At 61.4% G+C, this 14,860-nt stretch carries 12 protein-coding genes; 8 read left to right on the top strand and 4 right to left on the bottom strand.

Annotated features, from left to right (window positions below; translation table 11 throughout):
• Positions 1-14 precede the first annotated feature (14 nt).
• On the top strand, positions 15-782 hold the full coding sequence (locus CQ002_RS18640; RefSeq protein WP_034106094.1) for an SDR family oxidoreductase: 768 nt from the start codon (positions 15-17) through the stop codon (positions 780-782).
• A 10-nt stretch (positions 783-792) separates the two neighbouring features.
• On the opposite strand, the gene CQ002_RS18635 is transcribed toward CQ002_RS18640, so the two are convergent.
• A complete protein-coding gene (locus tag CQ002_RS18635) occupies positions 793-1,245 on the bottom strand; it encodes a carboxymuconolactone decarboxylase family protein (protein ID WP_034106096.1) in 453 nt (150 codons plus the stop codon).
• A gap of 155 nt (positions 1,246-1,400) precedes the next feature.
• Between CQ002_RS18635 and CQ002_RS18630 the strand changes: the two genes are divergently transcribed.
• The 3 genes from CQ002_RS18630 (at position 1,401) to CQ002_RS18620 (ending at position 3,702) form a co-directional block, all read left to right on the top strand.
• Positions 1,401-2,834, top strand: coding sequence for a PLP-dependent aminotransferase family protein (locus CQ002_RS18630; protein WP_105162386.1), 1,434 nt, complete (start codon positions 1,401-1,403; stop codon positions 2,832-2,834).
• Positions 2,835-2,919: 85 nt separating this feature from the next.
• Positions 2,920-3,201, top strand: coding sequence for a putative quinol monooxygenase (locus CQ002_RS18625; RefSeq protein ID WP_069077522.1), 282 nt, complete (start codon positions 2,920-2,922; stop codon positions 3,199-3,201).
• A 96-nt stretch (positions 3,202-3,297) separates the two neighbouring features.
• Positions 3,298-3,702 (top strand): cupin domain-containing protein, encoded by a 405-nt coding sequence (locus CQ002_RS18620; RefSeq protein ID WP_069077521.1) that lies wholly within the window; start codon positions 3,298-3,300, stop codon positions 3,700-3,702.
• A 652-nt stretch (positions 3,703-4,354) separates the two neighbouring features.
• Here the strand turns inward: CQ002_RS18620 and CQ002_RS18615 are convergent.
• Positions 4,355-4,984: a DNA-3-methyladenine glycosylase I gene (locus CQ002_RS18615; RefSeq protein WP_034106103.1), complete on the bottom strand. Its 630-nt coding sequence runs from the start codon at positions 4,982-4,984 to the stop codon at positions 4,355-4,357.
• A 233-nt stretch (positions 4,985-5,217) separates the two neighbouring features.
• On the opposite strand from CQ002_RS18615, the gene CQ002_RS18610 reads away from it, so the two are divergent.
• The 4 genes from CQ002_RS18610 to CQ002_RS18595 all read left to right on the top strand — a co-directional run bounded on the left by CQ002_RS18610 (position 5,218) and on the right by CQ002_RS18595 (position 8,867).
• Positions 5,218-6,528, top strand: coding sequence for a C4-dicarboxylate transporter DctA (locus CQ002_RS18610; protein ID WP_034106105.1), 1,311 nt, complete (start codon positions 5,218-5,220; stop codon positions 6,526-6,528).
• Positions 6,529-6,690: 162 nt separating this feature from the next.
• The gene (locus tag CQ002_RS18605; protein ID WP_034106107.1) at positions 6,691-7,392 is read left to right on the top strand and encodes a FadR/GntR family transcriptional regulator; all 702 of its coding nucleotides are present in this window, start codon (positions 6,691-6,693) and stop codon (positions 7,390-7,392) included.
• A gap of 17 nt (positions 7,393-7,409) precedes the next feature.
• Positions 7,410-8,123, top strand: a complete 714-nt coding sequence (locus CQ002_RS18600) for a GntR family transcriptional regulator (RefSeq protein WP_105162387.1) — start codon at positions 7,410-7,412, stop codon at positions 8,121-8,123.
• 117 nt (positions 8,124-8,240) lie between these two features.
• On the top strand, positions 8,241-8,867 hold the full coding sequence (locus tag CQ002_RS18595; protein ID WP_105162388.1) for a hypothetical protein: 627 nt from the start codon (positions 8,241-8,243) through the stop codon (positions 8,865-8,867).
• A gap of 19 nt (positions 8,868-8,886) precedes the next feature.
• On the opposite strand, the gene CQ002_RS18590 is transcribed toward CQ002_RS18595, so the two are convergent.
• Complete coding sequence (locus tag CQ002_RS18590) at positions 8,887-9,465, bottom strand: TIGR00730 family Rossman fold protein (protein ID WP_034106111.1); 579 nt, start codon at positions 9,463-9,465, stop codon at positions 8,887-8,889.
• A gap of 131 nt (positions 9,466-9,596) precedes the next feature.
• Positions 9,597-14,465 carry an NAD-glutamate dehydrogenase gene (locus CQ002_RS18585; RefSeq protein WP_034106113.1) on the bottom strand — a complete coding sequence of 1,623 codons (4,869 nt, stop codon included), beginning with the start codon at positions 14,463-14,465 and terminating at the stop codon, positions 9,597-9,599.
• Positions 14,466-14,860 lie beyond the last annotated feature (395 nt).

The raw sequence follows: 14,860 nt of genomic DNA, 5'->3' as shown, positions 1-14,860 counted from the left end.
AACAAGGAACCGCTATGTCCAAGACCAACCTGTTCGACCTCGACGGCAAGATTGCTTTTGTCTCCGGTGCCAGCCGTGGTATCGGCGAGGCCATTGCCAAGTTGCTGGCCCAGCAAGGCGCCCACGTCATCGTGTCCAGCCGCAAGCTGGAAGGCTGCCAGCATGTCGCCGACGCGATCATCGCTGACGGTGGCAAGGCCACGGCGGTGGCCTGCCATATCGGCGAGATGGAGCAGATCACCCAGGTATTCGCCGGTATCCGCGAGCAGTTCGGACGCCTGGATATCCTGGTCAACAACGCCGCGACCAACCCGCAATTCTGCAACGTGCTGGACACCGACCTGGGTGCGTTCCAGAAAACCGTCGACGTGAACATCCGTGGTTATTTCTTCATGTCCGTGGAAGCCGGCAAGCTGATGCGCGAAAACGGCGGCGGCAGCATCATCAACGTCGCGTCGATCAACGGGATCTCCCCAGGCGTGTTCCAGGGCATCTACTCGGTGACCAAGGCCGCCGTGATCAACATGACCAAGGTATTCGCCAAGGAATGCGCGGCGTTCGGTATTCGTTGCAACGCCCTGCTACCCGGCCTGACCGACACCAAGTTCGCCTCGGCGCTGGTGAAGAACGATGCGATCCTGAAAATGGCCCTGGCACAGATCCCGCTCAAGCGCGTGGCCGACCCGAGCGAGATGGCCGGCGCGGTACTGTTCCTCGCCAGTGACGCCTCCAGCTACACCACCGGCGTGTCGCTGAATGTGGACGGCGGCTTCTTGTCCTGACCCCTCGCTTCTAAGGTGCACAAACATTCGGCGGCTGTTGCCGAAAGCTCACCGCCAGGCGGTTCCAGCCACTGATGCTGGACACCGCCATGGTCAGGTCTACCAGTTCCTGCTCACTGAACTCCACCCGCACGGCTGCAAACAGCTCATCGGATACCGTCGAGCTCGGCAGCGTCGCCACCGACTCGCTCCAGGCCAATGCGGCCTTTTCCCGCGCCGTGAAGAACGGCGAATCACGCCACACGCACAAGGCGAACAGACGTCGCTCGGTTTCGCCGTGCTGACGTGCCGCCATCGAGTGCATGTCTGTGCAGAAACCACAGTGATTGAGCTGCGAAACGCGGATCTTTATCAGCTCCAGCAAAGGTTTTTCGATGGACAAGCCAAAGGTGGTCGCTTCCAGCATCAGCATGCCCTTGAGCGCTTGCGGCGAGGCGGTGTAGTAATCCAGGCGAGGTTCCATGGGACGTTTCTCTGGCGGCGAATGCAATGACAGTCCAGCCTAGAGTGCGCAAGGCATCAGCTCTATAGCCAATCGGCCGGTTTATGCAGAGACCATTTTGAGCCTGTCACGCACGCGCGTAATCTTGGCGCAGATTGAATGCTCCGGGATAAGACATGGAACTGCACGTGGTGATCAATGGCCGCAAGGATCTGGCCGAACAGCTCTACCAACAGTTGCGCGAGGCCATTGGTTCCGGGCGCCTGGCCGCCGGTGCGCAATTGCCGCCCAGTCGCCTGCTCGCCGAACAGTTGGGCGTGTCGCGCAAGACCGTGTCGGACACCTACGCCACCCTGACTTACGAAGGCTTGCTGATCGGCAAGACCGGCCGCGGCACGTTCGTCAACGCCCGCGCACCGCAGTCCGAACGTGTGCAAACCGCGACCGACCTGGCCTGCGCCGCCAACCTGGCGAAGTGGCAATCGCTGCCATCGCCCATGCGCCACCCCACCCGTGACAGCACGCTGCGCTATGAATTTATTGGCGGTGCCACCAGCCGCAATCAGTTCCCCCAGGATGAATGGCGACGCTGCACCCAAGATGCGCTGCGACGCATTGCCCAGAACAGTGGTTTCTACAGCCAGCCTGAAGGCTTGCCGGCTCTGCGCAGCGCAATCGCCGGGCATATCGCGTTCTCACGGGGCGTCAACTGCCGCGACAGCGACATCGTGGTCACCAACGGCGCGCAACAGGCGCTGGACCTGATTGCCCGCGTGGTACTGGAACCGGGCAGCATCGTCGCCATGGAAGACCCCGGCTACAGCCCCGCGCGCCAGATGTTCATGGCGATGGGCGCCAGCGTGGCGAGCGTGCCGGTGGATACAGAGGGTATCCGGGTCGATCAGATTCCAGACGGCACACGGCTGATCTACGTGACGCCCTCCCACCAGTTCCCCCTCGGCATGCCCATGAGCGTACCGCGCCGCGAAGCCTTGCTGGCACGGGCGTTCGCGCTGGGCGCGATCATCATCGAGGACGACTACGACAGCGAATTCCGCTACGAGGGCCGGCCTACCGACTCGCTGCAGAGCATGGACACCCGCGGCGTGGTGGCCTACGTCGGGACCTTTTCGAAAACCCTGCTGCCCGAATTACGCCTGGGCTACGCAGTGCTGCCGCCGGCGATCTACGGCGCGGTGCTCAAGGCCAAGCAACTCACCGACCAGCACAGCTCGACGCTGCCGCAATGGGCCCTGGCCAAATTCATCAGCGAAGGCTACTTGCTCAAGCATATCCGTCGCTGCCACACGGTGTACGCCGGACGCCGGGAACGCATCCTGCAGCGCCTGGCGGGGGATTTGGCGCCGTGGTTCGAAGCGGTGCCTACCGTCGCCGGGTTCCACATGGCCGCGCTGTGCAAAGTGCCCGTGAACATCCCGCTGCTGATGGAGTTGGCGCGTCGGGTCGAAGTGGGCTTGTACCCCCTGGATGTGTTCTTCCACGATGCGCCAGTACGCCAGGGCCTGATCATCGGCTTCGGGGCCATCGAGACCCTCGACATCGACCCGGCGCTGGACAAGGTCCGCGATATCCTCCAGCAGATTGGCTAGGGGATTTTCCACCGGATTGGTCATTGGTCCTGTCGCCACGAGGCTCTAGCCTGTGCACTGACACCCGACCTCGGAGACCATCGCCATGCCAGCCTGTGCCTACAACACTGTCCATGTCCGCGCGGCGGCCGGGCGCTCAAGGGAACTGGGCGAGCGCCTGCAGCAGATAGCCGAAGCCGTGCGCTGCGCGCCCGGTTGCCTGGATTACGCCGTGCAGCGCGACCCGCTGGACCCCGACCTATGGACCGTCAGCGGCCATTGGCGCTGTGCCGAACAACTCGTCGCACACTTCCAGTTACCGGCCCTGCAAGGGTTTATCGAACTGACCAGCGAGCACCTGGCGCGCCGCCTGGATTTCGACCACTGAGGCATTGGTCTCCTGGTCTTCGCCAGGATTGGTCATTGGTCACCCAGGCATGGCGGCGTAGGGTGAAGAGGTCTCGAACTACTCGGAAACTTCGTCATGAAACGACTGCTCGCTGCCTCGCTGATGCTCGCCTCGCTCAGTGCCTTCGCCCACGAACCGGTTTACAACCAGGAGTCCATCAAGGTGCTCCAAGAGCACGCATTGGCCAATGTACCCGGCAAGAAAACCATCATGCTCACCGTTGACTACGCCCCTGGCCAGGCCACCGTGCCCCACAGCCACACCGGCACCGCCGTGGCCTATGTACTGGAAGGTGCGATCACCTCGCGGGTGAATGACGAGAAAGCGAAAACCTACAAGGTGGGCGAATCGTTCTACGAACCCGCGGGTTCGCGGCACTTTGAATCGAGTAATGCCAGCCAGACCAAACCGGCCAAGTTGTTGGTCGTGATGGTGCTGGATGACAAGGCGGAAGTACTCACGCCCCTGCCAAAACAATGACCCCCCTGTAGGCGCAAGCTTGCCGGCGATAGGGGAGTAACATTCGACCCTTTCACTGGTTGAAAAACCGCCAATCGCGGGCAAGCCCGCTCCAGAACTGCGTATCCACCCTGCGAAGCGAGCCGCTCTTGATCTTGCTTTTGATCTCAGGCGCCCCATCAAACACGCTGGCCGGAATTCGACATTGATTTGGGGGGTAAACCGGCAGGGATGCCGGTTTAGCCGTCCCGCGCCATGGAGGGCGCGTGGCGGCGGCCCCCCAAATCACTGTCGGATTACGGGCACACCGAGCCTGGGCGAGGTGCCGAGTGTTGGGGCGAAGACCTTTTGGTTACTTTTGGGGCGTTTGCCAAAAGTGACCCGCTGTAAGAGCGGAACCCCTAGCAGCCGTTACCTGAATAACGGATATTTACCCGGTCTGATCCAACATTCAGGCCGGCTGTCAGGCCGCCTTCGCAGGCAAGCCAGCTCCCACATTTGGTAACAGTTAGATTGCTGTCGACTGACTGGCCGCCTTCGCGGGCAAGCCCGCTCCCACATTTGGATCGCGGCGTAACAGTTAGATTGCAGTCGCCTGACTGGCCGCCTTCGCGGGCGTGTTGGATCACCGGCAAGCCGGCTCCTACAGGTCTAGCCGCGTAAGGTCAGTGACTCAGGGTCGCTTGAACTGGCGGCGCAGGTTTTCGATCCGCTCGCGGCAGGCGCACCCTTCAAGGTGGTCATTGACCATCCCCATCGCCTGCATCAATGCATACATCGTGGTCGGCCCCACGAACGTCCAGCCGCGTTTCTTCAAGGCTTTGGACAAACGCACCGAGGCAGGCGATGTGGGATTTCCCGTCCAGTAAGCCAGGTCCACCCGTGCCGGACGCTCTTCCTCACCCGGTTCGAACGCCCACAACCAGCGCGCCAGCGAACCGGTCTCATCCACCAGCTCACAGGCCCGGCGCGCATTGTTGAGGGTGGAAACGATCTTGGCCCGGTTGCGCACGATGCCCGGGTTCTGCATCAGCCGCTCGATATCCGCTTCGCCGTACTGCGCCACCCGGCGAAAATCAAACCCTTCGAACGCCGCCCGGAACTGCTCGCGCTTGCGCAAAATGGTGATCCAGGCCATGCCCGCCTGAAAACCCTCCAGGCAGATCTTCTCGTACAGCTGGATATCATCCGCGACCGGCACGCCCCACTCACAGTCGTGGTAACGCGGGTACTCCGGCGCGGCGGTGCGCCAGGCGCAGTGGGTCAGCCCGTTGGCGTCAGTGATCAGTCCTGGCGTGTCCATCCATCACCTCATAGGCCGAGCGGGCGATGATAAGCGAAAAAATTTGCACACGGCCAAGCGCTCAAGCGTCGCGCTTACCGACCCACTGGTCAGACCGGGACCTGCCAACCGTCAAATAATCGCTTGTGGTTTCAAAAATACCGGGCGTAGACTGGCCCCGCACTGGACTTACCGGTATGACCACAACAATTAAGCCCTGGAACCACCAGGGCACCGAATAGAGATCCCTCCCCATGCTCAGATGGTGCTCGCGTTCGATTTTCCTGCAAGTCGTGATTGGCCTGATGCTCGGCATAGCCTGCGGCCTGGCCCTTCCCGAATTCTCCTCGCAACTCAAACCCCTGGGTGACGGCTTTATCAAGCTGATCAAAATGCTGATCGGCCTGATCGTGTTCTGCGTGGTGGTCAGCGGTATTTCCGGCGCCGGCGACTTGAAGAAAGTCGGGCGAATCGGCCTCAAGTCGGTGATCTACTTTGAGGTCCTGACCACCGTCGCCTTGGTGATCGGCCTGGTCATGGCTTTCAGCACCGGTATCGGCACCGGCGCCAATATCCACTTGGAGCAGTTGTCGTCTGCCGGCTTGAATGAACTGGCCGACAAGGGCCAGCACATCCGCGGCACCAGCCAGTTCCTGATGGACCTGATTCCCAACTCGGTGATCGGTGCCTTCGCCGACAACAACGTGTTGCAAGTGTTGCTGTTCTCGGTGCTGTTCGGCAGCGCGCTGAACCTGGTGGGCGAAGCGGCGTCGGGTATCTCGCGGCTGATCAACGAGCTGAGCCATGTGATTTTCCGCATCATGGGCATGATCGTGCGCCTGGCCCCCATCGGTGTCTTTGGTGCGATCGCCTTCACCACCAGCACGTACGGCCTGGACTCCCTGCAGCACCTGGGCAGCCTGGTGGGCCTGTTCTACCTGACGTGCTTTGCCTTCGTCGGGCTGATCCTCGGCCTGGTCATGCGCCTGTCGGGCCTGCGCATGCTGCCGCTGCTCAAATACCTGCGCGAAGAACTGCTGATCGTGATGGGCACCGCCTCCTCCGACGCCGTGCTGCCACAGATCATGCGTAAACTCGAGCACTTGGGTATCGGCAGCTCCACGGTGGGCTTGGTGATTCCAACGGGGTATTCGTTCAACCTCGACGGTTTCTCCATCTACCTGACCCTGGCCATCGTGTTCATCGCCAACGCCACCGGCACTCCGCTGTCGATGACCGACTTGCTGACCATCCTGCTGGTATCGCTGATCACCTCCAAAGGTGCCCACGGTATTCCGGGTTCGGCACTGGTGATTCTGGCGGCGACACTCACGGCGATTCCAGCGATTCCAGTGGTCGGCCTGGTGCTGGTGCTGGCGGTGGATTGGTTCATGGGCATCGGCCGCGCGCTGACCAACCTGATCGGCAACTGCGTGGCGACCGTCGCCATTGCGCGCTGGGAGAAAGACATCGATATCCAGCGTGCCAACAAGGTCCTCGATGGCCAGCAAGGCTACGCGTTCCAGGCGAAGAAACCGGTGTTGCCGGCACATCAGGAGTTCTGAGCAAGCGACACGGTTCAAATGTGGGAGCTGGCTTGCCTGCGATAGCGGTGGGTCAGCCCACAAAACTATCAACTGATAGTCAGCCATCGCAGGCAAGCCAGCTCCCACATTGGCTCAACGCCAGTTTAATTATTGTATTGGCAACTTAAAGGAGTGTACGACGTGATCAGCACCTCAACCGTCGTCAATTCAGTCGTAGAAAAACTCCGCGCCGCCCTGGCGCGTGGACAGTGGCGGCGCGGTGAAATGCTGCCCGGCCAACGTGAGTTGGCCGAACAGATGGGCATCAGCCGCCCGAGCCTGCGCGAAGCGGTGATCGTGCTGGAAACCCTCGGCCTGGTGCGCTCCATGCCCGGCAAAGGCGTGGTCGTGCTGGAAACCGATGTCAGCGAACCGCAAGCCCATGACGCCGTGGCCGCTGCCAGCCTGGAGGACATCCTGCAACTGCGCTACACCCTCGAACCCTTCATCGTCGGCCTGGTCGCCCAGACGATCAGCAGCAAGGAGGTCGGCCAATTGCGCCTGACCCTCATGGACATGCGCGAAGCCCTCGATGCCGGTGATGCACAAGCAGGGATGAACGCCTATATCGGCTTTCACGAAGAACTGTTCGCCCTCACCTCCAACCCGATTTTCCAGAACGTGGTGCAACAGACCAGCAACGCGCTCAAGCAAAGCGCCCAGGTGCTGCGCAACTCCCCCGAGCACCTGGCGGAGCGCCTGCAGGAAAACGAGGCCGTGGTGCGCGCCATTCGCAACAAGAACAGCGCCCTGGCCAGTGCCGAGATGCGCCGGCATATCCTCCAGGAAGGCCTGCGCATGGGCATTCGCCTGAACATCCCGGACGACCATCTGGGCAGCTGATTTTTCGGAGACCGGCCATGACCGCACACGCCCTGCAACGCGCACCTGCCACCACCGCCCTGCCCGCCATGCGCCTGGTAGCCGGCAAAAAGCCCTCGGTGGATGACATCTACCCACGCCTGTTCGACGCCATTCTCGAACAGCGCATCGCGCCGGCCAGCCGCTTTACCGAAGAGAGCCTGGGCGAGACCTTTGGCGTGAGCCGCAGTGTGATTCGCCGGGTACTGGCCAAGCTGTCACACCAGCAAGTGATCATCCTGCGCCCGAATCAGCGCGCCCAGGTGGCTGCGCCCGATCACCAGCAGACACGGCAGATCCTGGAAGCGCGGCGCATGACCGAAATCACCATGGTGCAACTGGCCTGCGCCCAGGCCACCCCCACCCAGCTACGCCAATTGCGCGAGCTGATTGGTCGCGAACGTGAGTGCATCGAACGTGATCAGCGCGGACCGGCGATTCGCTTGTCAGGGGAGTTCCACCTGCAACTGGCCGCCATGGCCGGTAACGCACCGTTGGCGCAGTTCCTCAACAGCCTGGTGCCTCTGACTTCGTTGATCATTGCCCAGTATGAAGCGCAAGCCTGCACCTACTGCGCCTGGCAGGAGCATGTGGCGATTGTCGATGCCATTGAACGACGTGACGTGAGCAGTGCGGTGAAGCTGATGACCCAGCATTTGGATCACCTGGAAGCCAAACTGCTGAGTCGCGACAGGCAAGATTGCACGCGCTGATGTGTACCGATTGCGCAGGCATTTTGGGAAGACGCTGACAGTCAGACGGGCCGCTGACCAGCACAATGACTTTTACCCAGAAGCCATACGCGCAGACCCATACCGCCATGAAAGCCCTTGCCCTTAACGTTGCTCACTACCGCGCTCATTGCACATTTGGATGCCTACGCACAGACGACTGATACGCCGGCTACCGACGAACAGATCATTACCCCTGGACACCCCGTGTGGTTGCTTGAGCAACCCGACGCAGTCAGCCCGGCACTGACCGCACGGACCTTTGGCACCAGCCAGTACGGCGATTATCGCGTCAAGGCTCTCCTGCAAATCAGCTGTCACCCACACGCCCCGAAGGCCAGTCTCACACTAGAGATCATGCCGCCATTGTTGGGTTTCGACAGCGATCCGTTCGAAGGCAAGGATGCCAGCGCCAACGGGCCGCTGCGTGTCACGACCGGAACACGCCCCGCTGTCGATCACTGGGTAAACGGTGTTTGGAATGCCGGCGGGGCGTTCCAGGTCAATACGCTTTTTGCGCTCAGCACCGCAGTTTCGCGAGAAGAGCTAGCCTATTGGGTCAGCGACGCCTCACGCGGCCAAACAGTAGAATTTTCGCTAACGCCCGCCGCAGACGACGGCCGGTCACTGACCGCCAGCTTCTCATTGCCAGAAAACAACCGCGGGTTGGAAAAAATCGTCCAACCCTGCCTCAGTGACACTCCAACCAGCCCTGTAGAGCCCTGACGCGACTGCACCCGCGGCATCAGGTGTCGTCGCGCTTGATCCACTTGGGCACGTCGGGCGCCTGATAACTCAATACCGCCGCCATCAAACGCGCCACGTTCGGCTCAACGATCAGCATGTCGCGGTGCACCGGCTTGAGAAACGCCTCACCCACCACATTGTCGAGAAACGAAGCCAGCCCGTCGTAAAAGCCATTGATGTTCAGCAGAGCACAGGGCTTGGCATGCTGGCCAAGCTGCGCCCACGTCCACACCTCAAACAATTCTTCAAAGGTGCCAATGCCACCGGGCAACGCGATAAAGCCGTCGGACAACTCCGCCATCAGCGCTTTGCGCTCGTGCATGGAGCCGACGATCCGCAGGTCGTCGAGGCCGGTGTGGGCCAGTTCTTTCGCGGCCAGGAATTCAGGCATAACGCCGATCACTTCACCGCCACTGGCCAGCGCAGCGTCAGCGACTGCCCCCATCAAGCCAACCGAGGCCCCCCCGTAGACCAAACCGATGCCAGCCTTGGCGAGCGCCTGGCCCAATTGGGCGGCCATTTCCGAATAGACCGGCAAGCGGCCCGGGCTTGAACCCGAGAAAATACAAAGTCGCATACACCCTCGCTTGATCTGGACAGTACTCACTGGAGCACGGCGCTCCTGCAATGACGGTAACGAGATGTAAAAATTGGCGCAATAAAAAAGCCCCGCATCTCACGATACGGGGCTCTTTTTTTACTTCGGGATCAAGCCGGTTGCAGCACCGACTGACCGCTCAACGCCAGGTCCAGCAGCTCACGGTTGGCCACCGCGTACATGGCGTAGTCCGTGCCGACTGCAGCACGGATTTCCACCATCATCGCGACCCAACGATCGGCCATGTCCTTGTGCTGCTCAAGCCACAGGGCCACGCGGGCTTCCATGTCTTGTGGCGCGTCGGCCATTTGCAGGACGGAAATGGTGATCGCGCGTTGCTGCCAGTCCACGTCATCGCGGAAGGCTTCGCGGGCCTGGGCCTGCCAGTTGTTGGCCACCGGCAGGTCACTGATCTGCTGCAGGTACCACGGCAAGTCCAGGGCGCTGCCGACGGCGAAGTAGGCCTTGGCCACTTCGGCGGCGTCATGCCCGGTCACGTCGGCGGCTTCGATGATCGGCAGCAGCGTGTACAGGTGGGTAGTGCCTGCAACCATGCGCGCCAACAACTCCGGCACACCGGCTTCGGTGTAGGCCTTGTAGCGGTTCTGCCAGCCTTCGCGGGTCGGGCCTTCCAGCAACTCGTCGAGCTTGAGACCCAACGCCGCCAGGTGCGGACCGAAGTGCGCCGTGTCACGGCCAGCATCCTGCTCGTTGCGACGGCTACGCAGGAACCAGCGCGTGGCGCGACGGCCCAGGCGCATCAGTTCGTCCATCAGCTCCAGTTGCACGTCGGCGGAGACCTGGTGGTCCAGGGCTTCGATCTGACGGAACCAGTGCGGGAGATGGAAGATGTCACGCACGATCACATAGGCGCCAGCCACGTTCGCCGGGCTCATGCCGGTCGACTCTTTGAGTCGTTGAACGAAGGTGATGCCCATGTGGTTGACCAGGTCGTTGGCGATCTGGGTGCTGACGATCTCGCGCTTGAGGCGGTGGCGACGCATCGCCTCGCCGAACTTGGCGACCAGGCTCGGCGGGAACGCGGTCTCCATGTCACGGGTCAGGTACTCGTCATCCGGCACCAGCGACTTGAGCAGGGCTTCCTTGAGGTCGATCTTGCTGTACGAGATCAACACCGACAGCTCTGGACGGGTCAGGCCCTTGCCGTTGGAAGCGCGCTCGGTGAGCTGCTCCTCGGTCGGCAGGTACTCGATGGCACGGTCCAGCTTGCCACGGCCTTCGAGGTCGCTCATCAGGCGCTTGTACTCAGCGGCACGCTCGTAGGCACGGCGCGCAGCCAGGGACAGGGCCTGGGTCTGCTTGTAGTTGTTGCCCAACACCAGGTGGCCGACTTCGTCGGTCATGCTCGCCAGCAACTGGTTGCGTTGCTTGTCGGTCATGTCACCGGCCTGCACCACTTCGTTGAGCAGGATCTTGATGTTCACTTCGTGGTCGGAGCAGTCCACGCCACCGGCGTTGTCGATGAAGTCGGTATTGGAGCCGCCGCCATTGAGGCCGAACTCCACGCGACCCAGCTGGGTCATGCCGAGGTTACCGCCCTCGCCCACCACCTTGCAGCGCAGCTCGTTACCGTTCACACGCAGCGCATCGTTGGCCTTGTCGCCCACGTCTGCATGGCTTTCGGTGCTGGCCTTGACGTAGGTACCGATGCCGCCGTTCCACAACAGGTCCACCGGCGCCTTGAGCAAGGCGTTCAGCAGTTCGGTCGGGGTCAGCTTGTCGGCAGAGATGTCGAAGCGTTCTTTCATCTGTGGCGAGATGGCAATGCTCTTCGCGCTGCGCGAGAAGATACCGCCGCCTTCGGACATGATGCTGGTGTCGTAGTCGGTCCAGGCCGAACGCGGCAATTCGAACATGCGCTGGCGCTCGACGAAACTGGTGGCCGGGTCTGGGTTTGGATCGATGAAGATATGCAGGTGGTTGAAGGCCGCGACCAGTTGCAGCTTGTCGGACATCAACAGGCCGTTGCCGAACACGTCACCGGCCATGTCGCCGACGCCCACCACCGTGATGCTGTCTTCCTGCACATTGATGCCGCGCTCACGGAAGTGACGCTGCACGCCGACCCACGCGCCCTTGGCGGTGATGCCCATTTTCTTGTGGTCGTAACCGGCAGAACCACCGGAAGCGAACGCATCGCCCAGCCAGAAGCCGTAGTCGATGGCAATGCCGTTGGCGATGTCGGAGAAGGTCGCAGTGCCCTTGTCCGCTGCCACTACCAGGTACGGGTCATCGTCGTCATGACGCACCACGTTGGCCGGTGGTACCAGGGCGCCGTCCTTCAGGTTGTCGGTGATGTCCAACAGGCCGGAAATGAAGATGCGGTAGCAGGCGATGCCCTCGGCCGCGATCTCGTCGCGGCTGCCGCCCAGTGGCAGGCGACGCGGCAGGAAGCCGCCCTTGGCGCCCACTGGCACGATGACCGAGTTCTTCACTTGCTGGGCTTTCACCAGGCCAAGCACTTCGGTACGGAAGTCTTCTTCACGGTCGGACCAGCGCAGGCCGCCGCGCGCAACGTTGCCAAAGCGCAGGTGCACGCCTTCAACGCGCGGCGAGTAGACGAAGATTTCAAACTTCGGCACCGGCTTGGGCAGTTCGGGAATGGCGCGCGGGTCGAACTTGAAGCTGAAGTACGACTTGTTCTGGCCGTTGGCGTCGGTCTGGTAGAAGTTGGTACGCAGGGTGGCCTTGATCAGGTCCAGGTAGCGACGCAGGATGCGGTCTTCGTTGAGCACCTGGACGTCGTCCAAGGCCGTCACGATCGCTTGTTCCAGGCGTTGCTGCTTGTCTTCCAGGTCGTCGGCAGTGAGCTTGCGCGCCAGGTAGAAGCGGGTCTTGAACAACCGGGTCAACTCGCGGGCGATGTCGGTGTGGTTGTTCAGGGTGCTGGCGATGTAACCTAGGTCGAAGCCCAGGCGGATCTGCTTCAAGTAGCGGGCGTAGGCACGCAGCAGCGCGACGTCGCGCCATGGCAGGCCGGCGGTCAGCACCAGGCGGTTGAACGCATCGTTCTCGGCATCGCCGTGGACGATGTGCACGAAGGCATCCTGCAGGGTGTCGTTGAGCTGCTGGATATCCAGGTTCACGCCTTCGGCGGCGATGAACGCAAAATCGTGGATCCAGAACTCACGGCCATTGGCGTGGCGCAGGCGGTACGGGAACTCGCCCAGTACGCGCAGGCCGAGGTTTTCCAGGATCGGCAGCACGTCGGACAGCGCCAGCGGGGTGTCCGCGTGGTAGAGCTTGCAATGCAGCTCGCGCTGGCCGGAAACCTGGCCCAGGGGCTGGTAGAAGCTCATCACCAGCGGGTTGGCTTCGCTCAGGCTGTTGAGGTGTTGCATGTCGACCACGGCCGAATGCGCGGCAAACCGCTCGCGGTAGCCGGCCGGGAAGCCTTTCGGGAAGTCCGCCAGCACGTTGGTGCCTTGGGCTTCGCCGAAGCTTTCGACGACGAGGCTGGAGTAGTCGTCCTGCCAGCTGCGGCAGGCCTGCACCACTTCTTTTTCCAACTGCAGCGGGTCGATGTCGATGCGGTTTTTAGGGTCTACGCGCAGGATCAACTGCACACGGGCCAGCACCGACTCCGAGAAGAATGTCCAGAACTCGCAGTCCGTGGCCTTCAGGCGATCCATCAGCACTTGCTGGATCTTCTGGCGCACTTCGGTGGAGTAGATGTCGCGCGGCACGTAGGCCAGGCAGTAGCAGAAACGGCCGTACGGGTCTTTGCGCAGGAACACACGGATCTTGTTGCGTTCCTGGATCTGCACAATCGACATCACGGTGGTGAACAGCTCGTCGACCGGGGTCTGGAACAGGTCATCGCGCGGCAGCACTTCAACGACTTGAGCAAGCTCCTTGCCCAGGTGAGCCTTGGGCTGGAAGCCGGAACGGCGCTCGATTTCCGCAACCTTGCGCCGGATGTACGGGATCACTCGCACGCTTTCGCCATACACCGACGAGGTGTACAGGCCCATGAAACGGTGTTCCTTGATGACCTTGCCGTCGGCATCGATCTCACGGATCGACACATAGTCCGGGTAGGCCGGGCGATGCACGCGGCTTGGGTGCGCGGCCTTGGCGAACGACAGCACGGTCGGTTCACGCAGGTAGGCAACGGCATAGTCTTCGATGCGCAGGTCATCGGCGGTGAGGCCGGCGCGCAGCAGCTTGGTCAGACCGAGGAAGGAGTCGGCGTCATATTCGATATGACCGCCGTCCGCCTCGTCACGTACCACGAATTCTTCATAGCCGAGGAACGTGAAGTGGTTGCCCACCAGCCATTCCAGGAAGTTCTTGATCTCGGCCTTTTCTTCGCCGTCGATGCTGAACTGGCTGGCGTCGATACCGGCCAGCAGGTCCTGGACCTTGGCTTTCATCGGTTCGAAATCGGCCACGGCGACGCGCACTTCGCCCAGCACCTGCTCAAGCTCTTTGCTCAGCACGTTCAGTTCGGCGGCGTTGGCACAACGGTCGATTTCCAGGTACATCAGCGATTCTTGCTGGACGCCGTCGCCCTGGGTGCCTTTAGGCAGGATTTCCAGCAGCTCGCCCTTGGCGCCACGACGTACGCTGAGCACGGTGGTCTGCAGGGTGTGGATGCTGTAGCCACGGCGGTTCAGCTCGGTGCGCACCGAGTCCACCAGGAATGGCAGGTCATGGTGCAGCACTTCGACCGCGGTGTGGGTCGACTGCCAGCCATGACGTTCGTAATCGGGGTTGTAGACCCGCACTTGCGGTTGGGTGTGATCAAAGCGCTCAAGCAGGCGCCACGCAGAGAGGGTGCAACCGGCCAGGTCGGAAAGACGACGCTGGGTCAGTTCGTCCAGGGAAATGATGCCGAAAAATTGTTCAGCGAACAGCGCCACTTGTGGCAGTGCCTGTTCACTGATGTGCTGCGCCAGTGCCGCTTGCAGTTGATGCTGGAAGTCGGCCTTGCTGGCTGCGGTGAAGAACGCCATCTGTGGTACTCCGCTTGGGCTTGTTATTGATGGAAGCGTCGCGTGTTATCCCCTTGCGGGGAGACCGTCATCGCTGTTCGTCGATACTGATAAATAAGCACCATAAACGAATCAGGGTGACAGGTGGGTGAAGCTGGACAAGACAATGAGGTCACATACAACTTCCATAAGATGCACACCTTGCCGGGTGACGGTACGACGGGCAGGTCAGGCGCCTGGCACATGCACATCCGTTGCGCAGCTTAACGAGTGTAGGAAGACAGCTGCTTGCGACGCTGCGACATATTCGGTCATCGGTAAGCAGGCTAGGGGTTGCGATTTGGGCAACCCGTATTGCATGGCCAAAAAACCGCCTGTTTTCCAGAGCCCGAGTGCCGAAAATGACTGGTATTGCC

Origin of the sequence: Pseudomonas sp. MYb13, from assembly GCF_002980075.1 — a bacterium.
Lineage (GTDB): Bacteria > Pseudomonadota > Gammaproteobacteria > Pseudomonadales > Pseudomonadaceae > Aquipseudomonas > Aquipseudomonas lurida.
Note: the sequence above shows the minus strand (reverse complement) of the source record. Positions and strands in the feature narration are given on the sequence as shown.